This window comes from Paenibacillus sp. Soil522 (assembly GCF_001428245.1).
Taxonomy (GTDB): domain Bacteria; phylum Bacillota; class Bacilli; order Paenibacillales; family Paenibacillaceae; genus Pristimantibacillus.
This window is the reverse complement of record NZ_LMRV01000067.1, coordinates 1-26855: the sequence shown is the minus strand read 5'-3', so window position 1 is coordinate 26855 and position 26855 is coordinate 1. Positions and strand designations below refer to the sequence as shown.

General features: G+C 48.8%; 21 protein-coding genes and 1 pseudogene. 16 read left to right on the top strand and 6 right to left on the bottom strand.

The window, feature by feature from the left end:
• Positions 1 to 123 precede the first annotated feature (123 nt).
• The 3 genes from ASG81_RS31265 to ASG81_RS22380 form a co-directional block, all read right to left on the bottom strand.
• A complete protein-coding gene (locus tag ASG81_RS31265) occupies positions 124 to 270 on the bottom strand; it encodes a hypothetical protein (RefSeq protein WP_155971792.1) in 147 nt (48 codons plus the stop codon).
• Entirely contained in the window at positions 234 to 1232 is a 999-nt protein-coding gene (locus ASG81_RS22385) for an aldose 1-epimerase (protein ID WP_056639463.1), read from the bottom strand. The genes ASG81_RS31265 and ASG81_RS22385 overlap by 37 nt, the downstream gene beginning before the upstream one ends.
• Before the next feature lie 151 nt (positions 1233 to 1383).
• A complete protein-coding gene (locus ASG81_RS22380) occupies positions 1384 to 1746 on the bottom strand; it encodes a LytTR family transcriptional regulator DNA-binding domain-containing protein (protein ID WP_056639462.1) in 363 nt (120 codons plus the stop codon).
• Positions 1747 to 1916: 170 nt separating this feature from the next.
• On the opposite strand from ASG81_RS22380, the gene ASG81_RS22375 reads away from it, so the two are divergent.
• The 6 genes from ASG81_RS22375 to ASG81_RS22345 all read left to right on the top strand — a co-directional run bounded on the left by ASG81_RS22375 (position 1917) and on the right by ASG81_RS22345 (position 14667).
• Positions 1917 to 3020 carry a lactonase family protein gene (locus ASG81_RS22375; protein ID WP_056639460.1) on the top strand — a complete coding sequence of 368 codons (1104 nt, stop codon included), beginning with the start codon at positions 1917 to 1919 and terminating at the stop codon, positions 3018 to 3020.
• 61 nt (positions 3021 to 3081) lie between these two features.
• Positions 3082 to 4311 (top strand): MFS transporter, encoded by a 1230-nt coding sequence (locus tag ASG81_RS22370; protein WP_056639458.1) that lies wholly within the window; start codon positions 3082 to 3084, stop codon positions 4309 to 4311.
• 86 nt (positions 4312 to 4397) lie between these two features.
• Entirely contained in the window at positions 4398 to 5459 is a 1062-nt protein-coding gene (locus tag ASG81_RS30190) for a DUF2087 domain-containing protein (RefSeq protein ID WP_081417508.1), read from the top strand.
• Positions 5460 to 5592: 133 nt separating this feature from the next.
• Positions 5593 to 6837, top strand: a complete 1245-nt coding sequence (locus tag ASG81_RS22360) for an MFS transporter (RefSeq protein ID WP_056639457.1) — start codon at positions 5593 to 5595, stop codon at positions 6835 to 6837.
• A gap of 307 nt (positions 6838 to 7144) precedes the next feature.
• Positions 7145 to 8125, top strand: coding sequence for an S-layer homology domain-containing protein (locus ASG81_RS22350; RefSeq protein ID WP_056639453.1), 981 nt, complete (start codon positions 7145 to 7147; stop codon positions 8123 to 8125).
• Positions 8122 to 14667: an Athe_2463 domain-containing protein gene (locus ASG81_RS22345; protein ID WP_442952947.1), complete on the top strand. Its 6546-nt coding sequence runs from the start codon at positions 8122 to 8124 to the stop codon at positions 14665 to 14667. Before ASG81_RS22350 ends, ASG81_RS22345 begins: the two co-directional genes overlap by 4 nt.
• A 64-nt stretch (positions 14668 to 14731) precedes the next feature.
• Here the strand turns inward: ASG81_RS22345 and ASG81_RS22340 are convergent, their stop codons facing one another.
• On the bottom strand, positions 14732 to 15892 hold the full coding sequence (locus tag ASG81_RS22340; RefSeq protein ID WP_056639449.1) for an ROK family transcriptional regulator: 1161 nt from the start codon (positions 15890 to 15892) through the stop codon (positions 14732 to 14734).
• 232 nt (positions 15893 to 16124) lie between these two features.
• Between ASG81_RS22340 and xylA the strand changes: the two genes are divergently transcribed.
• A complete protein-coding gene (gene xylA / locus ASG81_RS22335) occupies positions 16125 to 17438 on the top strand; it encodes a xylose isomerase (RefSeq protein ID WP_056639447.1) in 1314 nt (437 codons plus the stop codon).
• Between the two features lie 21 nt (positions 17439 to 17459).
• On the top strand, positions 17460 to 18956 hold the full coding sequence (xylB, locus tag ASG81_RS22330; protein WP_056639445.1) for a xylulokinase: 1497 nt from the start codon (positions 17460 to 17462) through the stop codon (positions 18954 to 18956).
• A gap of 85 nt (positions 18957 to 19041) precedes the next feature.
• On the opposite strand, the gene ASG81_RS22325 is transcribed toward xylB, so the two are convergent.
• Positions 19042 to 19947 carry a helix-turn-helix domain-containing protein gene (locus tag ASG81_RS22325; RefSeq protein ID WP_056639443.1) on the bottom strand — a complete coding sequence of 302 codons (906 nt, stop codon included), beginning with the start codon at positions 19945 to 19947 and terminating at the stop codon, positions 19042 to 19044.
• 158 nt (positions 19948 to 20105) lie between these two features.
• Here ASG81_RS22325 and ASG81_RS22320 point away from each other — a divergent pair, with 158 nt between their 5' ends.
• The gene (locus ASG81_RS22320; protein WP_056639440.1) at positions 20106 to 20513 is read left to right on the top strand and encodes a hypothetical protein; all 408 of its coding nucleotides are present in this window, start codon (positions 20106 to 20108) and stop codon (positions 20511 to 20513) included.
• Positions 20514 to 20589: 76 nt separating this feature from the next.
• Here the strand turns inward: ASG81_RS22320 and ASG81_RS22315 are convergent, their stop codons facing one another.
• The gene (locus ASG81_RS22315) at positions 20590 to 21846 is read right to left on the bottom strand and encodes an NAD(P)/FAD-dependent oxidoreductase (protein WP_056639438.1); all 1257 of its coding nucleotides are present in this window, start codon (positions 21844 to 21846) and stop codon (positions 20590 to 20592) included.
• A gap of 63 nt (positions 21847 to 21909) precedes the next feature.
• Between ASG81_RS22315 and ASG81_RS22310 the strand changes: the two genes are divergently transcribed.
• From ASG81_RS22310 to nadE, 7 genes and pseudogenes are all read left to right on the top strand, one after another.
• Positions 21910 to 22746, top strand: a complete 837-nt coding sequence (locus ASG81_RS22310; protein WP_056639436.1) for an alpha/beta hydrolase — start codon at positions 21910 to 21912, stop codon at positions 22744 to 22746.
• A 121-nt stretch (positions 22747 to 22867) separates the two neighbouring features.
• Positions 22868 to 24535, top strand: coding sequence for an ATP-binding protein (locus tag ASG81_RS22305; protein WP_056639434.1), 1668 nt, complete (start codon positions 22868 to 22870; stop codon positions 24533 to 24535).
• A 72-nt stretch (positions 24536 to 24607) separates the two neighbouring features.
• Positions 24608 to 24727 (top strand): annotated as a pseudogene (locus ASG81_RS30185) (GNAT family N-acetyltransferase); the annotation flags it as partial.
• An 88-nt stretch (positions 24728 to 24815) separates the two neighbouring features.
• On the top strand, positions 24816 to 24956 hold the full coding sequence (locus tag ASG81_RS32265; protein ID WP_200961584.1) for a hypothetical protein: 141 nt from the start codon (positions 24816 to 24818) through the stop codon (positions 24954 to 24956).
• Positions 24957 to 24971: 15 nt separating this feature from the next.
• Positions 24972 to 25349 carry a DUF3905 domain-containing protein gene (locus ASG81_RS22300; RefSeq protein ID WP_056639433.1) on the top strand — a complete coding sequence of 126 codons (378 nt, stop codon included), beginning with the start codon at positions 24972 to 24974 and terminating at the stop codon, positions 25347 to 25349.
• Positions 25350 to 25450: 101 nt separating this feature from the next.
• Positions 25451 to 25885 carry a BrxA/BrxB family bacilliredoxin gene (locus ASG81_RS22295; RefSeq protein ID WP_056639431.1) on the top strand — a complete coding sequence of 145 codons (435 nt, stop codon included), beginning with the start codon at positions 25451 to 25453 and terminating at the stop codon, positions 25883 to 25885.
• A 14-nt stretch (positions 25886 to 25899) separates the two neighbouring features.
• The gene (gene nadE, locus ASG81_RS22290) at positions 25900 to 26709 is read left to right on the top strand and encodes an ammonia-dependent NAD(+) synthetase (protein ID WP_056639428.1); all 810 of its coding nucleotides are present in this window, start codon (positions 25900 to 25902) and stop codon (positions 26707 to 26709) included.
• The last annotated feature ends 146 nt before the right edge of the window (positions 26710 to 26855 follow it).

Below are 26855 nucleotides of genomic sequence, written 5' to 3'. Positions count from 1 at the left end.
TCTCTGGTGCGCTATACTGTTCTTTTGACATGAAAAAGCTCCCCTCACAGCAGCAGGTTTTATTATTTAACCTGTCTACTGTATGGGGAGCATATCACGTCTGACGGTTGGCCGGCCTCTTCTTTATTTCATATAAATACCGCCAAAAGGCAGCACCTCGCGAACAATTCTTCGGATAAAACCGCCGTTTTGCAGCTGCTCTTCCAGCCCGGCATCGCGTGAGCCGCATATATTTATTTTCTCACGTACAAGCGGCTCGATTCTTCCCAAATGCCGCCCGGCTCAAGCGAGACAAGGCCGGTTTGCTCAGCTGGCAAGTCAACGTTTGGCGCGTTAACGAGATTAAGCTGCGGCTCTGGGCAGAAGAAGCCCGGCGTTGCATTGTTGTTCCAAATCATCCACTGCTTGTAAGCCGTTCCAACATCGTAAACGAGCGTTACGTCATTGCGTGTATCGGTCAGCACCATAGCATTGCGGCCATTTTGCGGTTCGGACGTGTAATGGTTGTCCATCGCCGCCCAGACGGGTGAAAGGCCTGTCGTTTTCATCGCTTCTTCTTCTGCGGATAACGGCTGGTAATTTCCTGTCGGCAGCATCCGCTCATTCAGCTCCCAGCGCTTGCCGGTTGTGAGGGTGAAGCGGTAGTCTTCCGTTGTACTGTTCGGTGCGAACGGCGCATTGATTGCCGTGTGGAAAGCGATCAAGCAAGGCATAGCGTCTGTTCCTTCATTATGTACGGACACATGCTGCAGCAGCCCCGTATCGTTCAAAGCGTAACGAAGCTTTATCGTGAAGCGATGCGGCAAATAGGTATAAATCGGGTGGCTTTCATCGATTGAAATTTTGAGCGATACGTAGCTCTCCGTTTTGTTCGTGCCGAAATCCTCGACGCTCCATGCAGCAGTGTGGAAAAAGCCGTGCAGATGGTTGCCGGTTTTTTCTTCGTTAACAGGAAAGTTATAAGTTCTGCCGTTCCAAGTGAAGGTGCCGTCCTCATAACGGTTGGGAGGGAACAGAACGGGAATGCCGTGGACACCCGGATTTGCTCTAAAGCTGTCCATTTCCTCAAGTGATGGTTCACGCAGGAACGTATAGTTGTTTTCTTTATCGCGGAATGCGATGAGGTTAGCTCCGACTGCCGGCAATACGGCCGCTTCATAAGCGCCCCACTGCAGCCATACGGCTTGCTCATCATGAAATAATTGCTCGAATGCTTGTCCTTGCGTAGACATGAAAATCCTCCTAAAAAGTTTTTGGGAAAAGCTTGCTGCGCCGCAGCATTTGCTTGATAAAACGTTTTCAACCTAAGAATAGCAGGAAGGAGACAAACAAACAACCGCCCTATTCCACATGATGCGGAAATAGGGCGGCTTCTGTTGCGCACTATGGCGTAATGCGTAAATCCTTGTTCGAGGCGCGCTGCGAGAACAGCTTCTGAATGACATATTGCTTGCGGCGGTTAACCGATACCTGCTTCGATTCGGAGATATCTGAGCCGAAGTAGATCGTGCCATCCGCGATCGTCTTGATTTTGCCGATATTAATGTAGCAATTGGAGCTGATCTGATAGAAGCTGCTTTCATTCGTAAGCTGGGCAATTTGTTCGGCAGTCATTCTTCTCTTTATATTATAGTTTCTGCCGTGGAAGCTCACGAGACCTTGCATACCGAGCTTGAAGTACAGCACATCCGACTCCAGCTCGAAATCCTCATATACGTTCCGTTCGCTCAGTACTACATTCATCATCTCAATTTTCCCCCTTAAGAAATGTGAACAACTGAATTGTTAGCGCTTACATTGTAACATGTTACAATAGTATTTGTGAAGTCTTTTATAAAAAAAAGTAGACATTGTTTGCCGAAGCGGCATGTGCTATGGTCACTGTAATGCCAAAAAGACAGAGAGGGTGGGCGCAAATGAGCAATCAAAATGGACGACCGACAGCAAGCGGAATCCTGTATGTAGGGTCGTATGGAACAGCGGAAGAGCCGACAATCCACGTGTGCTCGTTCGACAAGATGACGGGCGAGCTGGAAGTTATTCAGCGCGTTAGCGGTTTGGAGAACGCTTCTTATTTAACGCTGCATCCGAATGGAGCCCGCTTATATGCGGCAAGCGAGACGGAAGCAACCGGAGAGGCGGGCGGAGGCTCGGTCGCGGCATTCGAGATCGATGAGGTGACAGGAATGCTGCGCATGACAAGCAACCGCTCTCTTACGCACGGCGCTCATCCTTGCTATATCAGCACGGATGAGAAGGGACGGGTGCTTTTCGCGGCCAATTATACAGGCGGCAACATCGCTATATTGCCGATTACGGCCGATGGGGAGCTGGAAGCGGCTGCGGCTGTTCACCAGCATACGGGCGAGCTGGGGCCAAACTCTTCGAGGCAGGATGCTCCGCATGCGCATTGCATTTTGCCGCTTGGTAAATCTCCCTTCGTATGCGCGGCCGATTTGGGTATCGACACCATCGTTATTTACCGCTATGAAGATGAGCGGCGCTTGCTTACTCCTCATGGATTCAGCAAGGTTCATCGCGGCGCAGGGCCTCGTCATCTGATCTTCCATCCGGAATTGCCTGCAGGCTATGTCATGAATGAGCTGGATTCCACGATCACGCTGCTGAAGGCAGATACAGCGCTTGGAGCGTTAACGGCCGGCCAATCGATTTCTGCGCTGCCGGCTGGCTATGACGGGTATAACGATGCCGCCGACATTCATCTCGGCCGGTCGGGACGATATCTGTACAGCTCTAACCGCGGCCATAATAGCATTGCGGTGTTTGCGGTCGATCAAGCAAGCGGGGAGCTTAAGCTTATCCAGCATATCGATTGCGGAGGCGAAACGCCGCGCAATTTCGCGGTTACGCCTGACGGCGGCCATTTGCTCGTTGCGAACCAGAAGACGGGCAGCATTGCCGTATTTACGGTGGATGCAGAGAGCGGACTGCTTGCAAAGACGGCTTCGTCGCTTGCATTGCCGAATCCTGTATGTATTCAATTCGCAAAATTATCATGATCTTCATAACATGGCACCGGATATGAGGTATTTTCGTTAAGAAAGGCAGGTCCTGTTAATCATGTCAGCACCACTTGCAGCTGCAACCGTCAATAAAGAGTCAATGAGATCCGCAACGGTATACGCTATTTTAATATGCATCAGCTCGGTACATTTAATGAATGACATGATGCAATCGGTTGTGTCTGCATTGTTTCCGGTTTTAGAACAGTCGCTGCGGCTAAGCTTAGCGCAAATTGGCTGGATCGCTTTTACGCTCAATATGACCTCATCGGTCATGCAGCCCGTAGTCGGGCTGGTTTCGGATAAAAGGCCTGCGCCCTGGATGCTTCCGGTCGGCATGTTTTCCAGTATGCTCGGGATGATCGGCCTTGCCTTTGCCCCGAGTTTTTTCATGGTACTGCTAGCCGTTGTGTTCGTAGGACTAGGCTCCGCCGTGTTCCATCCGGAGGGCTCGCGCGTCGTTCATTTAGCCGCTGGCAATCGCAGAGCCTTCTCCCAGTCGATCTATCAGGTTGGCGGCAATTTCGGCCATATGCTCGGACCCGTCATGACGATGCTGATTTTTTTGCCGTTCGGACAGAAGGGCGCGATATGGGGCACCCTGCTCGCAGCCACCGCGATTATTATTTTGATGAAGGTAGTGCCATGGTATAAGACGAATCTGGCGGCACATGACGGGAACATGCAGCGGCGGAAAGCCTCAGGCAGCGTGAAGGCAGCGCTTTCTCCGAAGATTGTCGCAATCGCGCTTGCGATCCTGGTTGCGATTGTATTTGCCCGTTCCTGGTATGCTGCCGCTATCGGCAACTTTTATCAGTTCTATTTGGTGGAAACGTACGGCATGTCGATTAAGAGTGCACAGGTACCATTGTTTTTATTTTTGGCGGCCGGCGTGGCCGGAACGTTCTTCGGAGGCATTATGGCGGACCGGATCGGACGCAAAAAAATGATGCTCATCTCGATTCTCGGTGCGGCGCCGTTCGCGCTTTTCCTTCCGCATCTGCCTCTGCCATTCGTATATCCGTTAATCGTGGCGCTTGGTTTTATTTTGCAATCCGGCTTTTCGGTCAGCGTGGTGTACGCGCAGGAGCTTATGCCCGGCAAGGTGGGTACCGCTTCGGGGCTTATTACCGGACTCGCATTCGGTATGGGCGGCCTCGGCGCGGTCGTTCTCGGCTATTTGGCGGATGCGCGTTCGCTCAGCTTTGTCATGATAGCCTGCAGCGTTTTGCCGCTGATTGGGCTGCTGTCCATTATGCTGCCGAAGGACCGGAAAGAAGCTTTGTAATCAGGGTATAAGGAAGAACAGCAGCTTTAAGGAGCGATCCTTGAGGCGGCCGTTCTTTTTTTATTTTTGAAAACATTGATGGCTCCATGCTCGATTATTTGCTGGAGCTGGACAAAAAACAGACCGGGCTGACCGATTTGCAAAAAGAGCTCATTCGCGGTTTTGCCGATAATTTATCAGATAATGAGATGATGGGCCGTACAGGCGCGGGCAGCGCCTCGACGATCCGGAACCACCGGTTCGTGCTTAAGGAAAAGGCTAAGCAGGCAAAGCTGCTGCTTGCCATTATCGAGATGATGGAGCAAGGCGCGGTCGCGGCTCCGCGCTTCGTGCCTGTGCATCGCACCGCGACGCAGGTGGATGAGCGGTATGCGATTACGGAGGAGGAATACGCGGAGCTTTTGAAGCAATATTTTCCGGATGGACCGGAAGGCCCGCTGGCTTCGTTCCCGCGCAAGGAGAAGTGTAAAATCGCCGTGCTGCGCCATATCGCTTCCTATTTTCAAAGCGGAATCCGCTATACGGAGAAGGAAGTGAACGAGCGGCTCGCCACGTTCTGGGAAGAGGACTATGTGACGCTGCGCCGCTACTTGATTGAATACGGATACTTGGACCGCGAGGATGATGGCCGTGAGTACTGGGTGAAGGGCCTCAGAAGCGGAAGAAGCGAGCTTGGGCAGCAAGAGGCCGTAGAGCAAGAAATGCAGAAGGATGCTCCTGCAGCATCTATTAAGGGCAAGCAAGGGAAATCCGGAAAGCAGAAAGCAAAAATAACAGAGCAGGAACAAGAGGCTGCGCGGGAAGGAGGACAAAAAATGGATAAGGCAAAGCGTAAGCAATTGACGACGGAGTATCAGGAACGTGAACGGACGATGGGCGTCTTTCAAATCAAAAATAATGCCAACGGCAAAATCTATATTGGAGGCTCGACTAATTTAGATGCCTTGTGGGGGAAGGAGCAGTTTCTTCTTAATATCGACGGACATACGAATAGAGAGCTGCAGAAGGAATGGAAGCAATTCGGCAGTGAACATTTTTCGTTTCTCATTCTAGAGACGGTTAAATTCGAGCAAAAGGTTCGCTATGATTATAAAGACGATTTTGGATCCGGAAGGCCGCCAGCCCATCGATATGATACGCCAATATAACCGGGAAGTCGGGGAATTAAAGGATCGGTGGGTGGAGAAGCTGCAGCCTTACGGAGAAAAGGGCTACCATGTTCAAGCCGAATAGGGTAAAGGCATAACCAGTTGTTATTTGAAGAGGAGAGTGTGGATTGGAATGTCTGCTAGAGGAGTAACGGGAGCGGGAGGAAGCTTGCTCCGCAACAAGTTTTTTCAGACGATTTTGCTGTCAAACGTACTGCTGCAAATCGGAATTTGGGTGCGAAATTTTGCTATCCTGATGTATGTGACAGACAAGACGAACGAGGATCCGTTCGCAATTAGCTTAATGGGATTCGTGGAATTTTTGCCGATTTTCGTCTTTTCGTTTATCGGAGGGACGTTCGCCGATCGCTGGAAGCCGCGTCTTACGATGATCTGGTGCGACTTTTTATCTGCCTTATCCGTTTTTATCGTGCTGATTACGCTATTATACGGCTCATGGCATATGGTTTATTTTGCCACATTCGTATCCGCGATATTATCACAGTTCTCGCAGCCGTCGGCCATGAAGCTGTTCAAGCAGCATATTCCGGCTGAGCAATTGCAATCGGCAATGGCGATGTTCCAATCGCTTATCGCTATCTTTATGGTGCTGGGGCCATCGCTCGGCGTTTTGTCCTACCAGAAATTCGGCATTGAGATTTCGATCGGCGTCATGGGCGTAGCCTTCTTATTGTCGGCTATCGTCTTGTTCCGAATCCCTCGTGACCGTGTAGTGGAGCAAACGGAAGTCATTGCGAAACGGCAATTTTGGCAGGAATTAAAGGATGGATTCAAGTACGTATGGCGCAGTCCGGTATTGAGAGCGCTTGGAGGAACGTTCGCGCTGGCAGGAACAGCGGTCGGGATTGCACAGCCGCTGAGCTTGTTCATCGTGCTGGAGCGCTTGGGGCAGCCGAAAGAATTTTTGCAATATATGTTGATGGTCAACGGAATTGCGATGCTTGTCGGCGGTGGAGCAGTGATGGTCGCAGCCAAAAAGATTTCTCCGCAGAAGCTGCTTGCTCTTGGCCTGCTGCTTAGCTCGCTCTGCATGATAGGAACAGGCTTATCGACAAATATTCCGCTTACGCTGGTGCTGCAGTTTATTAGCGGACTTGGCTTCCCGATGATTCAAATCAGTATAAGCACTATGATTCTGCAGTGGTCAGAGGAATCGTATACCGGGCGAGTGAACGGCGTGCTTACACCGATGTTTATGGGGATGATGGTGATTATGACGCTCGTTGCCGGGCAGCTGAAGCTGGTGTTCCCGTTAGTCGGCATCTACTGCGCGGCAGGTTCATTTATGTTTTTAGGCATACTGCTCCTTATCCCGTTGTTCAAGCATAAACCGCTTGTCGCTCAATCAAGCGTTTAGGACGCTGGGGGATATTGACAGAATCCGCCCTTGTGAAGTAACATTTATTTTAGTTGATACAAAGTATAGCGAAGCACGCTTGCACCCTCGGCTGAGGGAGGGGCGTGCTTTTTTTTGTTGCCTTGGTAGTGCTTCTGGTAGAGTGGCCTACTGAGGGGAAGAGTGCGGGGTGTCGAAATAAAGCAAATAATGGAGATGGAAGGGATGAGAAAAGAAGGAAAATGCGATTGATGAGAAGAACTGATAGGGAGCTTGCTGTAAAAAAATGTGTGTTTTTTCTGATTACTATAAATGGGAGTGGTTTAAGATGCAAAAAATAGGACGAACAGTACTAGCTGTAACATTATTGGTGACGATGCTGATGAGTGCGCAGTCAGCTTCCGCAGCGGCGGCATTTACAGATACGAAGACGCATTGGGCGAAAGAGGAAATTGCGGTTGCTGTTAATCAAGGCTGGATTAATGGCTATGATACAAAAACCTTTAAACCGAATGCGAACATAACCCGGGCTGAATTTTTGAAATCGCTTGTCACAGCTATGAAAATTAAGGCAGCTGATGCGGATACGCCATTTGTTGATGATACCGGTTGGTTTCGGTCCTACATCGCTGCCGGCTTGAAGCAGTCGATTATTAAGGTTGGCGAGTATAAGGAGAATACGTTTGCGCCAAACCTTCCGATTACTCGCGAAGAGATCGCTCGCATGACGATCCGTGCGCTCGGAAAGGATGCTGAAGGCGTAAAGTCGGGTTATTTGGCCGTGACTAAGAAGCTGGAAATCATGAAAGGCTATCCCGATGGGACGATGGGGGGCGCTAAAAATGCAACTCGTGCTGAGTCGGTGGAGATGATTATTAATACGTTGACGGCGAAAAATGGAAAGCCGGTGGCTTATCCGAAGACGAAAGAGGAGCTGAATGCGTTGATTCAGTCTTTGCCTAGTTTTAAGGGGAACACCACTTTCGGAAGGAATCAAAAGATATTAGTAAATCAAAAGGGTACGGATGTTTTTGAAGATAATACATTAACTGTTGAATACGACGGAGACTATAAACAAACCTTTATCTATATTTACGAGCCTACCGCGGATAACAAAGCTTTAGTCAAAGATCTTCTTAAAAATTACTATCCAAAATCTTACGAAAAAGCATATACGAGTTACATTATGGTTAATGATATGAAGTTTGTTGAGGGAAAGAATAGTATTGAAACGAAGTATGATGGTGTTCTTTTTATAGCTTATAAAGGTAATAGTAACAAAACTGTGGGTATTGTGATCGGAGAGTGAATTATTTGAGGAGTGGACTAAAAAGATCAGTTGTAATAATATTATCTATTTTTCTTATAGTCACTTCAATTCCGTTTGTAAAGGCTGCTACGAATTGTCCTGCTCCAGCTGAATATAGTGCATTAGCAAAAGAATATATTGAATACTATAACATTCCGCTAGAAGATTCAAAGGGACGAGCATTAAATGAAAAATTTCTATTAAACCAATCTAATATAGGCTCAAATGTCATCGTATACGGTTGCCCGTCAGATATTGATTATAAAATACAGGATCTTAAAAAAGGACAATATCGATATCTTGGATGGGACTATGAAGGGAATTTATATCGTAACTGGATGTTCCAAAGTGACTCTAATATGACGAAAAGTGTAGCTAAGAACTGGGTAAAAGAGCCTTGGAGAACAGTGACAGGTCGAGCTAAGGGGATTGAAGTAACATCATTATCTAATAATTCAACAGTAGCAGCAGCATGGCTCACAGATATGACAGACCCATACGGCCATTCAAAAACCTTCTTGGAAAGCTACAATAAACTAAAAGGCACGAATTGGACAGGGGATACTCTCTTAGACTACGCGATTATTCAGCAAGCACGAACGAAATTTTCTCCTGGCGTCGTTCAAATGTGGAACATATGGGAGCCGGATGGATCTTGGTGGTATGAAATGTTTACAATACCGGCCGAACCGCTTCCGCCGCCACCATCAAAACCGGATCTTATTATTAGCGAACTAATAGCTCCTGTAGATTCATGGGTAGGTGATTCAGTACCGATTAAAATTACGACAAAGAATCAAGGAAAAGCGAATAGCGGAGCTTTTACGGTAGGCATCGTAGGAACAAGCATAAAGTCGGAAGTTATCTCAAACGTGCCTCCCGGTCAGATCAAAACGGTTACCGTCAATGTATCTTCTACATCAAACGGTATTAAGAGCTTTAAGGCAAAAACTGATTTTGGTGAAGCCGTAGCCGAATCAATCGAAAATAACAACGCAAAAGATTTTAAAATCACCATCAACAAAAAGAATGAACCAACAACCCCAATAGCCATTATCTCCCACATTGAAGGGGACCATCGAATGGAACCCGAAATGACTATTCAGCCGGCTGCAGAGCCTAAGCTTGATGACAAACTCTCCTATTCACCAGGCAAGGAATCCATCACCATTAGAGAATGGAAATATAAGACGCCGACAGGAATGACGATCGCCAAGAAGCCGGCAGCAAAAGATTTTACCGCTGAAGGCGAATATTTGGTCGAGCTGCGTGTGACGAACAGCGCTAACAAGGTTTCGGAATGGGCACAGCTGCACATTAACGTGGCCATGATGGCGACTCCTAACCCAAGCGCTAGCCCTACGCCAACACCCAAACCCGATCTCAAAGCAGACGTTGAATTTATACCGCCAAGCATCATCGCGGGAGAAACGTCCTCATTAATCAACCGTTCTGACGGGTTTAATACGTACACGTGGAAATTCTCAAATAATTTAAACGCGGTACTTCCGAATCACACAGATTTTGAGTATTTCGATAAAACGTATACAGAGCCCGGCTATTATACGGCTGAAATTACCGTCACCGATGATTCGGGCGGATCGAAACGGGATACGGCGGTGCTTCAGGTTATCGATCCCATACCTGTAGCGGTGGTAGCGGGTGTAACAAGTGTGATCCAAGGAAGAGATTTTCTTTATCCGCATCACTTATTAAATTCGTACACTCCGCTTTCAGACCGCGGAGTGACCATTGATTTTACTAAATCAGAAATGCGGCATAAAAAAAGAGAAGATTTTAGCTATACGAACGGATGGCCAAACAAAACGCTTATGGATCTAGGTGAATATGTTCTTGAAGGTAAAGTATATGACTCCAATGGCCGCGTGAGTGACTGGGGATCGCTTATCATTGAAGTTGTTCCGGACATGCCTCCTGCAGTTAACGTTGTTGCTCCTGAAGAAATCTATCGAAGCAATGATTTTATGCTTTATATCGATGCTGAAAGTCTAGACGGCAACCAGCTTGATCATCTTTTCATCGAGGAACGGTACGATCAGGACGATGATGGGAATTTTGATGAGGATCTATGGACTACGCTTTATGACGGCGCGTTTAAATGGACACATCCTCTCAAGTACAGCACAGTCGGGAAACGCCAATATCGAGTAAGTGTTACCGAAGACTTTGGGAAACAAGGAATCTCTCCTTTGGTACAGACAGATGTACTTAACTATGCTCCAGAGGCTAATTTTAATGTTTTCGGTATTACACAGCAGCCAGGAAAAGACGAAGATAGTGGGCCTCCGATTACAGCCTATACACCAGTGTCCATTTTTCGATCATGGACGCTAAAAAATCCGTATACGGGCGGCAATGGCGACAAAGTGAGTTGGAAGATAAATATCACCAACTCTAGTATTGCAACTAAAAACGGCATAATGGCCAACTTCAAAGTCGGTTATCCGAATTCAGGGAATGGCGCAAATTCCAGAACGAAATATCAATTGGCTGCCGATATTACAGGGAAACCGTCCTGGGTACCGAGCGGTGTTGTCATTGAACAAGTCTTTGCCGGGAACAGGATCTATACGTATAACACAATTGATGGGAAGTATGTGATCAATGAAGTAAATGCTGAAACAGGAGAGATAATTATTTCTCGGCCATTTGATCTATTAATGACGAAGTATTCTTTTATTGGAATGGGATCGGATGAAAGCTTTTATTTTTATGACTATGATGCATCCGTTGTTGGTGGAAATTTCGTTTCTATTGTGGCATACACCAAAGAGGGGCGGTTTAAAGACCGGTATGAGTTTAGTCACGACATAGATACGAAGTATTTAATTACAACGCCGTATGTAAAGCACTTTGAGATCTCGCCCGATGGGAGATATATGTACATAGGGTTAAGGCAAGCTTGGAACTATGTAAGTTATTATCAGGATTATGAGACAGCTCTTAGATTTTATAAATATGATTTAAAAAACAAACAGCTCATATGGGAATCATCAGGGAAGCGCGAATATAAAATGAACTATTTCGATATTAAAATGACTCATGCGCAAAATGGCGACGTGTTTATCACGTATAAAAAACAGATGGTGGGCACATCTAACTACTCCCTTTTCACGTTTGATATTAATAAAGTGGCAGCAAATGGCGTTTCAACCGTGACGACCTTGGGCAGCGGAGGAATTTTAACTTATGCCGCTCTTAGTGATGATGAGACGTATGTTTATGTGATCACCTACTCGTTAGATTGGAATTTAAAACGTGTTGATCCCATATTTACAACATTAACTGCAGTTAACTTACAGGTCATTCGTAATATCGCTATCATGGCGACAATAGACGACTGGGGAATCGATAGTTTTGATTATGGAGGAGCCAACAATCCAGTCGTGCTGCCTGATGGAGATGTTCGTGTCTATGATCGGACAGCTAATTATTATTCCTATTTGTTTGACAAAAACGGGAGCCAGAAGGCGAGATACGAAGGCGGAGTAGGAGCAGGAAACGCAGATAAGATATTTCTTAATGCCAACGGGGACACGATTTATCCAAGTATATATTCTACCTATATAGGCCAAGGACAAGCTTCTTCCGCTTTTTTATTAAATCGAACGAAGGGCTATTCAATAGCCTATAGTTCTGAGGCAAGTGGAGGTTCAGGATCTGGAGACGGTGGGGGCGTACCAGGAGGACAGGTAGGGTCAGCTGGCAATGGATATGCGACCTCTACGCCTATTTTACCAAATGGATCTATTTTCTTATTTGAACAATCTTGGAATTCTAAGAAAGCCATATTCCCATTTATATCCGCAAGCGGAAATGACGGAATTAAAGCAATCGATGGAGACACCATCGAAATTACGAATGATGAGTGGGGCGGTCTGCTGTATGATGCCGGCAGCTCTATGAAAAATTACGCACTAGCATTTGATGCCAGTGTGAACGATGCAAACAATGCGAAAGTGATCGGTGCCGGCTTCCATATTCAAAATGAAAAGAATATGTACGCTGTCGAGTGGAGCAAAGATACGCTAACCTTGTTCAAGGTCGTAAACGGCGTGAAAACGTCACTTCAATCAGTGGCTTTGACTCGAAATGCTTTTACTTCTTACCCGATTAAGGTAGAGGTGGTTAATGGCACGCTTCGCGTCTTTGTAAATCATTCGAAAAAGATTGAGATCGAGGATAGCACCTATTCAAAAGGTGCAGCAGGTATCATGTCGCTAGGACAGCCTTCCGCTTCATTCGCCGATGTCAAGAAAACAAACTACGGCGATACGTACATTGAGGAGACTTACGAAACTGTTTTAGTTGACGAGCCAATCTACTACGAGAAGCTATTTAAAGACATTGAAAATGATCCAATGGGAGCAGAGGAGTGGAGCTACAGCCATAACCCGAATTTTTTTGAAAATCCGGAAGGGCTTAGCGCTTACCACGGCCAAACATTAGGAGCGACTGTAAACGCTCTTGAAAAAGCGGGTGTCTACGAGATCAGCTTCCGTGCGCGGGATAATACGGGCTTATCCGCCTACAACAAGTGGTCGGAGCCGGTGAAAAAGCTGCTCTACGTACATCGCAGACCATTGGCGCAGCCGGACGTCCGCTTTACGGGAAATGTGTTCGCAGAGGGCGAAGCGCTTGATTATGAAACATTCGATACATCTTATGATCCAGATATCGCGCACATCTTATCGGACAAAATTTTCCGTACGCGATGGGCCGACGAAAGTACTTGGACAGCAGGGAAACGAGCTTATTATAACCGTCCGGGCGTAGAGCTTTTCGTACAGGAGCAAGTAAGGGATATACATGGCGCCTGGTCGTATTGGGGGCAGTACATCGTCTATAAGGATACTATACTGCCAATCAATCAAACGAAGCCTGTCATGACTATTGCCTCTCCTGCAGGGACTACCGCAGCTGCACCTACTGTGCTCGCTAAGGAACCAACAATTAGGTGGACCTACTTCGATGCAGAGGATGATCCGCAGGAGCAGTATCGATTAACCGTTTCGTATGTCGATAACGACGAAACGGCCTTGTATATTGAGCATGAAGGTAACGCTCTTACTTATCCTATGCTGGAGGGAAGTATCGTCCCCGGCCGTGTAGTTAAGGTGCAGGGGCAGGTCTATTCCGCAGGGGTATGGTCGAATGTAAGCAACATCCGATATTTCGTATTGGATCTGCCGCCGGAAACGTTTTTGCTTAATTTTAACGGCGCTGACGCAGACCATCCGATTTACATGAATGCAAACCGCCCGCAGCTGCGCGTATTTACGGTAGATCCTGAGATCGACCCGCTAGCAGCGATTGATTATGAGGTATTCAGAGCATCAACCGGCGAAAACGTAGTTGACACGAACTCGGCCATAGCTGCTGCCAGCTACACAACGGCTGCACTTGCTGAAGGATTGCACTATTGGAGGGCTAGAGCCAATGACAGCTATTTATGGGGGCCGTATTCAAGAAACGGATTCTTCTTTGTAGATACGGTCAAACCAGACGACGTAAATGAACGATTGGTCATTGAGCCGACAGCCGTGTCGGTGACATTTGATGCTTTTAGCGATACGGAGCCTTCTTCCGGACATGCGTCTCGGACCTTCTATTTGCAAAGGGTGAATGCGGATAGCAGCGTAACGAATATTGATCTTGATGCAGATGGGTCATCGGAATACAGCATTCCGCTGGCGCTTGACCGAAAGTCCTATCAAGTAACGGGTTTAATAGCCGGGCAGGAATACCGCCTCACCGTTCTTGATTATGACGCTGCCGGCAATGAAGGGCATTTCGCGTATATTCATTTCGTTACCAACCGGCCGCCGACCGCAGATTTTGATTGGACACCGAAACCGGTTTACGAAGGGGATATGACCTCGTTTTTATCGGATGCAGGCGATGCAGACGGCAATCCGCTTTCCATTGCTTATGAGCTGACCAGTCCGACAGGCTCCAAAAGCAGCTATTCCTATACGGCAGATGGCCCAAGCTATCCGGCTAGCGGACCTTCTTTGAGGCTGACAGCGGTTGGAACGTGGAGCATGACGATGACGGTTAGCGACGGAATTGCCGATCCCGTCAGCATCACCAAATCGCTGCAGGTGCTGCCGCTTCAAGTTATTGGCTATGTGAAGCACACGGAACTATGGGACAAGCGGCGCCGAGACTACAATACGGCCCAAACGGGCCAGCCCGATTCATCACGCTACTATTCGGTATTTTGGGCAGGCGAAAAATTCGTTCTGGAGGCGGATACGACTTCGACAGGTACGGCCACGAAGGCCGAACGGGTCGAAGTGAAGATGACTGACTATGCGGCGGCGCTGCATAAAACGAATGACGCGCAAACGAGCTGGAGCGGTGAAATGCGGGACAATGCTTTTTCGCAATTAAAGCAAGGAAAAATAAAGTTTGTGTTTACGGCTTACTTCACGAATGGAACCATTAAGGAAGCTGCAGTCGAGATATCTATTGATGGCAATACGCTGAATACCGTCGGCGTTCATCGTGTCCATTAAAAAACAGCGAGGAGCTGCCCCTATGTGTTCTCATAAAACAGACGGGGCAGCTCCAGCTGCGTTGTTAGCTTTTAATTTTCAAGAAAAACCTGCTGATGGCGTAATACGCCGCGCCGCGAACGGCCGATTGATCCTGGAGCTCTGCGAACAAAATTCGCATCCGCTCCCGGTGATAAGGAAGCGTGCGCTGATCGACGGCCGCTTGTACTGCGGGCTCCAGCCATTCGGCAGCACGGCTCATGCGATTGCCGATAATAACGACATCCGGGTTGAACACATTGACGATATTCGCAATGCCTGCTCCCAAATAATCGCCGATCGAGCGGATGAGCAAGGTAACATCCTCGTCTCCGGCAGCCGCCGCAAGCAGCAGCTCCTCCAGGCTCTCGAAGCCTAGCAATGCCGCACGCTCGAGCAAAGCATTCTCGGATGCATACAGCTCCCAGCAGCCTCGGTTGCCGCAGCTGCAGAGCTTGCCGTCATACTCGATCGAGAGGTGGCCTAGCTCGCCGGAGAAGCCGGAAGCCCCTTTGTACAGCTCTTTGTTCAAAATAATGCCCGTACCGATACCGATCCCGACGCTGACGTAAATTTGATTCGGTATGCCGCGTCCTGCGCCGTATTTCTGCTCGCCCTGCGCGCCCGCGTTCGCTTCATTGTCAATGGTGACCGGTATGCTGAAGCGCTCCTCGAGCAGCTGCTGCAGCCCGACCTGACGCCACTTCAAATTCGGCGCGAACAGAATTGTGCCGTTATCGTCGACGATACCCGGAACGCCGACACCGATGCCCACCACGCCATATGGACTCTCCGGCGCTTCATTCATAAGCAGCTCGATGCATGCCGTGAGCTGTCCCAGCACAAACCCGGCATCCTGCTGCTTCAGACTGCGCTGGTGCTCGGCAATTACATGGCCCTCCAAGTCGACCAGCAGGCCGCGTATATAGTTAACGCCGAGGTCAACGCCGACGGCATAGCCCGCGGTTCCGTTAAACAGCAGCATGACCGGCTTACGCCCGCCGCTTGATTGCCCGGGACCGTTCTCGACAACAAGATGGCTGTCGATTAAATCCTGAACGAGGCTGGAGACCGTCGCTTTATTGAGTCCGGTAAGCTCTGATATTTGCGCCCGTGAGAGCGGCGCATGCCCCAGCACGGCTTCAAGCACGATAGCCGTATTTATTTTTTTGATGAGCGCTAAGTCTCCTGTTGATTTTGTTTTCAATAAAGAAAGCCTCCGTCCAAGTCACAATATCTAGTATTGTATCACGAAATGTCGAATATAGAGCTTGCCCGTACCGCATACTGATAACTGCGACTTGAGCAAATGATATCGTTACAGCTAGTTTATCATAAAAACTTAGTTTGTTTAATAGACAAACTAAGTTCTGGCATGTTATTCTTGCAGTAAGCACTTTCAAAAATATCGAATTCCGTGAAGGAGGATTTTGTTTTCTATGAGCTATTTCAAAAATATTAACACCATCCAATTTGAAGGTAAGGGCTCGGATAATCCGCTGGCATTCAAACATTACGATCCAAACCAAGTCATCCTGGGTAAAACAATGGAAGAGCATCTTCGCTTCGCTGTTGCATACTGGCATACTTTTAACGCTAATGGTTCAGACCCGTTCGGCGCAGGAACGATGGTTCGCGGCTGGGATCAATATAACGGCCTTGACCGTGCGAAAGCGCGCGTAGAAGCTAACTTTGAATTCATGAATAAATTGAACATTCCTTTCTATGCTTTCCACGATGCGGACATTGCGCCTGAAGGCGAAACGTTGCAGGAAACGAACAAAAACCTTGACGTTATCGTTGCTATGCTCAAGGACAATATGAAGTCCTCCGGCAAAAAGCTGCTGTGGAACACGGTGAACATGTTCTCGAATCCGCGTTTTGTTCACGGAGCAGGCACAACTTGTAACGCAGACGTTTATGCATACGCCGGCGCGCAGCTGAAAAAAGGTCTTGAGGTCGGTAAAGAGCTTGGCGCGGAAAACTATGTATTCTGGGGCGGCCGCGAAGGCTACGAAACGCTTCTTAACACGGATATGGGCTTTGAGCTGGATAACCTGGCGCGCTTGTACCAAATGGCGATCGCATACGCGAAGGAAATCGGCTTCGACGCTCAATTCCTAATCGAGCCAAAACCGAAAGAGCCTACCAAGCACCAATATGATTACGATGCGGCTACAACGATCTCCTTCCTGCAAAAATACGGCTTGAAGGACCACTTTAAGCTAAACCTTGAAGCAAACCATGCAACTCTTGCAGGCCACACGTTCGAGCACGAAATTCGTACAGCTGCGATCAACGGCATGCTTGGATCACTTGATGCGAACCAAGGCGATCTATTGCTCGGCTGGGATACGGATGAATTCCCGACTGACCTTTACTCCACTACACTGACGATGTTTGAAGTATTGAAAGCTGGCGGCATCGGCCGCGGCGGCATTAACTTCGACGCGAAGGTTCGTCGCGCTTCATTCGAAGCGGAAGATCTATTCCTGGGACACATCGCCGGTATGGACAGCTTCGCTTGGGGTCTTAAAGCGGCTGCGAAATTGACGGAAGAGAAAATTCTCGACAACATCGTCGACAACCGTTACCGCAGCTTCAAAGAAGGCATCGGCGCAGAAATCGTGTCCGGCAAAGCGACGCTTGCTTCGCTTGAGCAATATGCGCTTCAAAACAATCCGATCAAGAACGAGTCCGGCCGTCAAGAACGAATCCGCCTTGTACTGAGCGAAGTTATTTTCAGCGTTTAAGCCAGGGAGGATTGCTTTCATATGAGCTATGTTATTGGTATAGATCTAGGAACGAGCGCCGTTAAGGTGCTGCTCGTTGACCAAAGCGGTACGGTAGCCGGAGAAGCATCCCGCAGCTACCCGCTGTATCATGAGCATTCCGGCTGGAGCGAGCAGCGGGCGGATGATTGGGTAGACGGAACGGTTGCTGCGCTGCGCGAGCTCACTTCTGCTGCCGGCATCGATGCAGGAGCAATCGAAGGCATTAGCTTCTCCGGCCAAATGCACGGTCTCGTGCTGCTGGACGGCGAAGGGAATCCTGTTCGCCATGCCATATTATGGAATGATACGCGTACGACTGAGCAATGCCGTGAAATCGAGCGCACGCTTGGAGACAAGCTGCTTCGCGTAACCCGCAATCCGGCGCTGGAGGGCTTTACGCTTCCGAAAATATTGTGGGTCCGCGAGCATGAGCCGGAAGCCTTCGCGAAGGCGAAGCTGTTCCTTCTGCCGAAGGACTATCTCCGTTACAGGTTAACGGGCGAGCTGCATATGGATTACTCCGATGCCGCAGGCACGCTCCTTCTTGATGTGGCCGGAAAAGCATGGAGCAGCGAGGTGCTTGAAGCGTTTGGCCTTCAAGGCAGCTTCTGTCCGCCGCTTGTCGAGTCGCATGGTCTTGTCGGCACTTTGCTGCCGCAGTTTGCCGAGAGTACAGGCCTGCCTGCAACGACGAAAGTGTTTGCGGGCGGTGCCGATAACGCATGCGGAGCGATCGGCTCGGGTATTTTATCCGAAGGCTTGACGCTTTGCAGCATCGGTACATCCGGCGTCATTCTATCCTACGAGAACGATAAGTCGAAGGATTTTGCCGGGAAGGTGCATTTCTTTAACCACGGCAAAGAGGATTCCTTCTATGCCATGGGCGTTACGCTGGCTGCCGGCTATAGCCTTAGCTGGTTTAAGAAAACATTCGCGCCAAATGAATCCTTCGATCAACTGCTCGAAGGCGTAGGCGACGTGAAGCCGGGAGCGGGCGGCTTGCTGTTCACGCCATACCTCGTCGGTGAACGTACGCCGCATCCTGATGCACGAATTCGTGCGAGCTTTATCGGCGTTGACGGTTCGCATGAGCGCATTCACTTTGCCCGTGCGGTCATGGAAGGCATCACCTTCTCGCTTAACGAGTCGGTCGATATGTTCAGACGTGCCGGCAAAACGGTCGATACGGTTGTTTCCATCGGCGGAGGCGCGCAAAATCCGGTTTGGCTGCAAATGCAGGCCGATATTTTCGATGCTAAGGTCGTAGCGCTTGAGAATGAGCAGGGGCCTGGCCTAGGTGCTGCAATGCTCGCAGCTTACGGCTCCGGCTGGTTCGACAGCTTAGAGTCCTGCGCGGATAAATTTGTGAAGCATGCGGATTCGTATTCGCCTCAGCCTGAAGCGGTTGCTGCTTACGCCGGTATCTTCAAAATCTATCAGCAGGTATATGAGCAAACACGCGGGTTGAATGAGGCGCTGGCGCCTTATCGCGGCTAAGCTTATTTGATAAAAGGGACTGTTATCCTCAAAGGAGGACGACAGTCCCTTTATTTAAGCTTAAAGAAGAGGAAAGGAGCTGCCTTTAACGTTTAAAGCAGCTCCATATCGTTTCGGGTCTCACGCCCAGCTCTCCGGCTATCAATTCAGCCGTTAGGCGCTGGGGCTTTTTTATTTTGCCGTTGCGAATTTTAGAAATGGTCGTGAGAGAGATGAGCGTAGATTGAGCGAGCGAGGTTACAGATATATTTTTGCTAAGCATAAGCATGCGGAGCTTGTACGACGGGTCTTCCTCTGAGTTGTTTAGATGAAGGCTTGTCAGGATGACAACAAAGTTTTTAAAGCTTCGGTTGCCATTGTAAAAAGGCTGAATCACCGCTTCGGTGCTATAATAGCGGTCCCCAAGCATAAGCTGAAAGTCGACGGATTCGGCCGTACGGTTGTTTTTGGCATACTCAAATACCTTCTTTAGCTTACTCCGCTCGTGATCTGCTACGAGGTCGAATAACGATCTGTTCACATAAGAGTAGGAGTGCTGCTGCACAGGGGCATAATAATGCTTTAAGTTCATGATGCTGCAACGCTCGTTTACGACCAAGGACGCCATAATTTTATTATGCATAATATATTCGTCAATCCATTTCGCCTCGCGCAAATCTTTGCAAATGATAACATAGACCTTACGTTCACCGAGCTGCAGCATGCGGCAAGACATATGCACGTCTGCGGGAGTCGACATTTTCGTAATAAGCTTGCATTCAAGCAAGGGGGAGAAGGCGTGCTCGTCAGCAAGCTGGCAAACGGCTTTTTCAAAGGAAAGTCCCGCGTCCTGCACCGTGATGATCGTGGAAGGATCGAGCTGCAAGAGATCCGATTTCTTAAAGCCGGAAAAGGCTGTAAAGGCTTGATTGACATCGCGAATAGACCAACGGGCTTCGTCCGACTCGACGATAAGCATTGGATCCGAAAGTAAATAAAATAGATGATTCATCGATGACACCGTCCCATCAGTTAGCGTGATACCAAATGTGTATGTGATAATTATGTCATAAAAGCTTACATAATGACATAGCTATTTGTGAAAAAATAATGTCATGATTTTTGGAAAGTTGGGAATGCTATGTCAGATACAAGAAAGGATGATAACTATTGCCTGCCAACTCAGCCTTATTATTTGATTTTAACGACGCTCAGAGTGCGGCGCTCGCTTGCGAAACGCTGCGGGAGCTCGGCTACGAGACCGTTCTTCATGATGACAGCCGCATGCATGTTCATTTAGATGGAAGCGATTTGACATCGGCTCTCGAGATAGCGCAAGCGCATGGCGGTCAGCTTGTCGAGCAATCTCACATCGATGCGGCTGCTTTGACGGATAGTGCCTATTCGCTTGATGCGATCGCGATTCCGGCACATCTCGTGAACGAGGATTGGATATCAGATGGACAAGCCGAATATGCTGATCAGCTGCACAATCGCGACGATGATGCGGATTACAAGGGGGAGTTTCTTCCGGATTCCGGTACGTATGATCATTTCTCGGGGGATGTGCGGACTTAGCGGTCTATTTAATACATAAACAAAAAAAAGGCTGTTTCCAAAGTTTTGCGACATTGGAGACGGCCCTTTTTGCGTCTTATTGGAGTACTGCGTTTAGTCCTGCTGTGAAGCCGGTCGAGAAGGCCGCGGTAATGTTGTAGCCTCCGGTGTAGCCGTGAATATCCAAAATTTCTCCGCAAAAATATAGCCCGTTCATCAGCTTCGACTGCATCGTCTTCGGATCGACTTCCTTCAAATTAATGCCTCCTCCGGTAACGAATGCGTCTTCTATAGAAAGCGAGCCATACACCCTGATCGGAAAATGCTTGATAAGCTGCGATAGAGCTAACCAATCCTGCTTTGGTATATTGTCATAAGTAAGGCTATCCGGCAATCCGGCCTTCTGAAGTAGAATCGGAATCATTTTTTCCGGCAGACAGCCTTTCAGTACGTTTTTAATCGTTTTTTTGGATTCAAGCTGGGTGAGTTTAAGCGTTTCTTGGAAGACCTCGTCTTTGCTCTTATCCGGCATGAGGTCGATCGCTACCTCGATATTGCCCGTGTTAAACTGCTTCAGCGCTTTCACTACGAACTGGCTGCACCGCAGCACGATGGGGCCTGAAATGCCAAAGTGAGTAAAGAGCATATCGCCATGATGCTGGATGATTTGTTTACCCTTCGGGCTCCAAACCGATAGCGCTACGTCCCGCAGGGAAAGGCCCTGCAGCTCCTTGCTCACGATGAAGGGCTCATTCGACGTAAGCGGAACCTCGGTTGGGAAAAGCTCCGTAATCGTATGGCCGGCTTTCTCCGCCCATGCATAGCCGTCACCGGTTGAGCCGGTTTGAGGCACCGATTTGCCGCCGGAGGCTACGATTACGCTTCTGCTGCGGAACGTCTCGCCTGATTTCACGCGCAAGCCGGTTACTCTTCCATCGCCATACATGATATGATCGACGGGGGCGTTCAAAATGATTTTGACGCCTTGCTTGCGGACTTGGTTAACAAGCGTATCTACGACCGTCTTCGCTTTGTCCGATACCGGGAACATGCGCCCGTTGTCTTCTTCCTTAAGAGCAATTCCGAGGTTCTCGAAAAAAGCGATAATATCCTTGTTATTGAAATTGGAAAAGGCGCTGTGCAGAAAGCGGCCATTACCGGGAATATGCTTAATGAGCTCGTCCAAATCTTTATTATTCGTTACATTACACCGGCCGCCCCCGGAAATGCCCAGCTTACGCCCTAATTTATCGCCTTTGTCGAGGAGAAGCACCTTAGCGCCATTCTTGCTCGCGGCGATGCTGGCCATTAACCCGGCAGAGCCGCCGCCAATTACAATTGCATCATATTGCATCGATTTCCACCTGCTATATTATTATTAGAATATATAATACCACAAAAGAAGGGCGGCGTTCTGATGCTGCGTGATGAATGGCAAATAACAGGCGCAAAAGGAACGATATTATTTTTGCGGGAATGGAAGCCAAAAGCGCGGGAAGTAAAAGCAGTCGTTTGCCTCGTGCACGGGATGGGAGAGCACGGCGACCGTTACGGACATGTTGCGGCTCTATTTGCAGAGGCAGGCTATGCGCTGATAGCGCTTGATCAGTACGGACATGGCCGGTCATCAGGCAAACGGGGGCATATCTTGTCGCTTGGCGCAGTGGTTAGCGACGCAGCTCTGATGATAGAAGCCGCAGGCAAGCGGCACGCTGGCGTGCCTATCTTCTTATACGGCCATAGCATGGGCGGAAATGTGGCGTTAAATTGCGCGCTGCGTCTTCAGCCCAAGGTTAAAGGACTCATTCTGACCAGTCCATGGCTGAGGCTGGCGTTCAAGCCGCATCCGGCAGTGGAGTGGATGGGACGAAGGCTTGCGTCTGTCCTTCCGAAGCTGCAGCAATCGACGGGCTTGAATCCGGCCGATTTATTCCGCCCAGGCTATGCTCAGGCTGCACCTATCGTGGAAGATCCGTTATGCCATACGAAAATTACGCTGCATGCCTATAATGAAATTAGCGCTGGCGGCGAGTGGGCGCTTGCGAACGCTTCTGAACTCCGGGTTCCGCTGCTGCTCATGCACGGAACCTCCGACCGGGTTACTTCCTTGGAGGCAAGCAGACTGCTGGCTGAAGGACTTGACGAGACCTGTCATTTTAGACGCTGGGACGGTGGATTTCACGAGCTGCACAATGATATAGAGGGTGAGATGGCTATACATGAGATAATAAATTGGTTAGGCGGACAATTGTAAATAGATGCCTTTTGTGTTTTAATCGGATTAAAAGGTTCTTATATCAGGTCATATTTTCTTACATTAGATAACTAAATAGGGGTCATGCATTCGGAGCGTGAGTAGGGGGAACAGATCGTCCGTGTTAAAGGAATTGCTGTTACAATTCATTTTATCCTTATTGCCTGTTTTTGCCTTCCAGCTTTGGCATGATAAAGAGCAGAGCTGGAAGGGTATGTCTGTTTTCATGGGCATTTTTTGTGGTGCGTCGATGGTGTTTTGCATGATAACCGCGCCAAACGTCTTCGGCTATGAAGTCGGTTTTTATATCATTCCGTATTTGATCGGCTCACTTTATGGGGGAGTGCCGACGCTTACCGCATTATCCTTCATCTATATCGGCATGAGAATTCCGATGCTGGACAGCGTATGGGAATTCGTTAGCTTCATCCTGTTCATCGTTGGATTTGTTTCGCTTATTATGCTTTCGGTTCGTTCTTTTGATCGTGCGTCAGTTGTCCGCAAGAAGCGTAAAGCCATAATTCTGATGTCGGTAATGATGCTTTATTTCATCATTACGATAACGGGCTACGTCTCAATTAGCGAAGTATCGTGGTCGGTTATGATGACGGTGTTGCTCGTACTGGCTGTCGCCGCAACGCTTTCGGCAACCTGGTTGTCCATTTTTATGATTGAGAACGTAAAGGAGAAGCAGCTGCTCCATATGGAAGTGAAGCGGCTGTCTGCGAATTATCGCGATGAAGTGGAGAAGCTGCAGCAATTTATTGACGAGACGTCATTCGGCGTAATCGTCATTGATCGAGAAGGACGAATCACTAATTTTAACAGGATGGCGACGCAGCTTCTATGCTTGCGCCCGGAATATACCGGAGCAAAGCAGCTGCTGGGCGCACCGTTTCCCGTTATATTTCAAAGCGGACAATGCGATGCTTGTGTTAAAATGCTTTATCAAGCGCTTAATGGCAATAAGTCCTCGTTAGTTCCGTTCGTCAATGGCGATAAAAAGCTGCTGTTATCAACGATTTCACTGCGGACGTCCTTAAACGGGCAAAATACGGGTGCGGCGCTAATTGCGCAGGATGTAACCGAGCTGCGCCAGCTGCAGGATGAGGTTGGCCGCATGGAGCGTCTCAGCTTAGTCGGTCAGATGGCAGCGAGCATCACGCATGAAATTCGTAACCCGATGGCGGTGATCCGCGGTTTTGTCCAGCTGATCCAGGAACGCAGTCCGAAAAACCAGCAAGAATATTTTCGTATCATAATGGAAGAGCTTGACCGCGCGAATATGATTATTAGCGATTTTCTATCGCTTGCTCAGAATAGGTCGCTTACGATGGAGCCGTCGTCCTTGCATGATATTATTAATGAACTCATACCTCTGCTAAATGCTGATGCGAATATGCGGGGTCAAACGATTGAAGTGAGTCTTTGCAAGGATTTGCCGATGATTATGCTGAACGACAGAGAGATTAAACAGCTGTTTCTCAACATTTCCCGCAACGGAATGGAAGCGATGGGCGATAAAGGCTCATTGCGCATAAGCACCTCCTATTACGGCAGCAAAATCGAGCTGCGGATAGCCGATCAAGGCGTTGGCATTTCGCCTGACCAGATGAAGCATTTATTCGAGCCGTTTTTTTCGACAAAGACGCAGGGCACCGGTCTCGGGCTTCCGCTTTGCTTAAGTATCGCGGAGCGTCATAACGGACGGATCGACGTCGAATCGAAGGAGGGTGAAGGAACGGCTTTTATCGTAACCTTTTTCCTGCCGGAGGAGAGAGCAAGTTAAATTATATATCATGCATATGACTGTAAATGAATGGATCGTTCATTTACGTTTTTTTTTATAAGGGGAAAAGGAGAGTGCGGCTTTCGAATGACGGGTATCGATAAAGATTTTTTTGTCAGACATTATGAGGAAGCGATTTTTGAAAACGGGATACAGGTTGTCGACATGGTCCGTCTCTCCCAGGATTTATAGCATAAGGAAAGTCCGAGTGGCGCATACTACCCTTGAAAGATAACCGGCTGCAAGCGGTTAGATCGTATTAGGGGAGGAGGCGTTAGCATTGGCACAGCAAAATGAGGAAAAAGGCCGTTCGGCTGAACAAGCGCAGCAGGCTGCAAAAAACTCGGCAGGCAGCGGCAAGCCGCCGGAGTCCGACGGTTTTGACAAAAAGCTGGATGGACCAAACCGTCCGTCTACTTAGTGCGGAGGTGATCACGTGTCTGACCATGATCATAAGCAAAAAGGCAAGCAGCATATCGACGATCCGGCGCTCGATCCTTACGAAATCGAATTTTTGCCGCAGTTTCGCGAAGGGCGGGGAAGCCGCGCGCCGTTTGTAAATCAGTATGGGATCGTAATCGGCGATCATGAATATGAGTCTCCCAATTCGCCGCTGTCACAGTGGAGTAAGGAGACAGATCCTACCGTTATGGCGGGTGATCAATGGGTGCATCCGTTTAAGGACGTAGGCTTTCAAACAGATGAGAACCGGGATATTTTTGAGAAGGGACTCCCGCCGCAGGGAGGATTATTTACACATCCTGACAAAAATACCGCATATGGCCTAAATGAGCCGGAAAAATTTCCGGAATGAGTTTAAAAAGAACAGCCGGAGTGAGCGCGCTCCGGTTGCTTTATTTTGACTACCGACGGTATAATAGTAGCTAAAATAAAGTAATAAGGGAGTGTGTTTCGATGTCGATGTCATTCGAAAGATACATGTTAGATATGGTGCAGCCAATGCGGGACGATCTTACCCGAATTGGTATTCAAGAGCTTCGCACGGCTGAAGAAGTAGAACAAAAATTGCCAAACGCAAAAGGCACTGCACTCGTTGTTGTTAACTCGGTTTGCGGCTGCGCAGCAGGCCAATGCCGTCCGGGTGTGGCTGAGGCGCTGCAGCATGATATTACTCCCGATCATTTGTTTACCGTATTTGCTGGACAGGACAAAGAAGCGACAGCGAAAGCACGTGAATATTTTGCTCCGTATCCTCCATCCTCCCCGTCCATCGCTTTAATGAAAGATGGCGAGCTAGTACACTTTATCGAGCGCCACCAGATCGAAAATCGTTCCGCAGCGGACATTGCAGCCGATCTGTCTGACGCATTCGATCGGTTCTGCCGCTAAGTGGGACGGTGACTATGAGCCTACAACAAGAAATTATTGAAATACTTGGCGTGAAGCCTGAAATCGATCCGGAGGCCGAAATTCGCAAACGGGTCGATTTCTTGAAGCAATACGTTAAGCAGTCGGGTACGACGGGACTTCTCATTGCCATTAGCGGCGGAATTGACAGCGCGGTGGCAGCCGGACTTTGCAAGCGGGCAACGGATGAGCTTAGCTCGGAGTCAGGCCAAGAGTATATGACGCTTGGCGTATTCCAGCCGTATGGCGATCAATCTGACATTGCCGACAGCTATGCCGTTGCAGAAGCGTTCCAGCTGAAGCACCGCGCTGAGACGAATATCGCGGAAGCGGTGGACGAGATTGCGATCGAAGTGGAGCACAGCTTCAAGTCGTTAGGCATTCCGCGTCATTTGAGCCGCGGCGGCAAAGGCAACGTGAAGGCAAGAACGCGGATGGTCGTGCAGTACGCGCTCGCATTCGATCTTAATTTGCTGGTAGTAGGCACGGATCACGCTTCCGAGGCGATTACAGGCTTCTTTACGAAGTGGGGCGACGGCGCAGTGGACGTCACTCCGCTCAGCACGCTTAACAAACGTCAGGTAAGGCAGCTGGCCTCCCATCTCGGCGTTCCGCAAAGCGTACTGGACAAAGCGCCATCAGCAGGCCTATGGGATGGACAAACCGACGAGGCAGAGCTAGGCATCACCTACGGTGACAATAGCGATTACCTTGAAGGCAAGGAAATTAACGCCGAGGCCCGCGAAAAGCTTGAAAAACAATATTTGAAAACCGAGCACAAGCGCTCCCCGATTCCGGGTATTTAGCTGCTGCTAAGGTTTAATTACAAAGCGAAGACTGTCTCTGGGACCGAGCAATGAACTGCGCCCCGTCAAGTAGACAGTACAAATAATAAAAACCAGTTATGCGGCCTTAGTCCTAAATTCCATCGGACTGAGGCCGTTTAATTTCG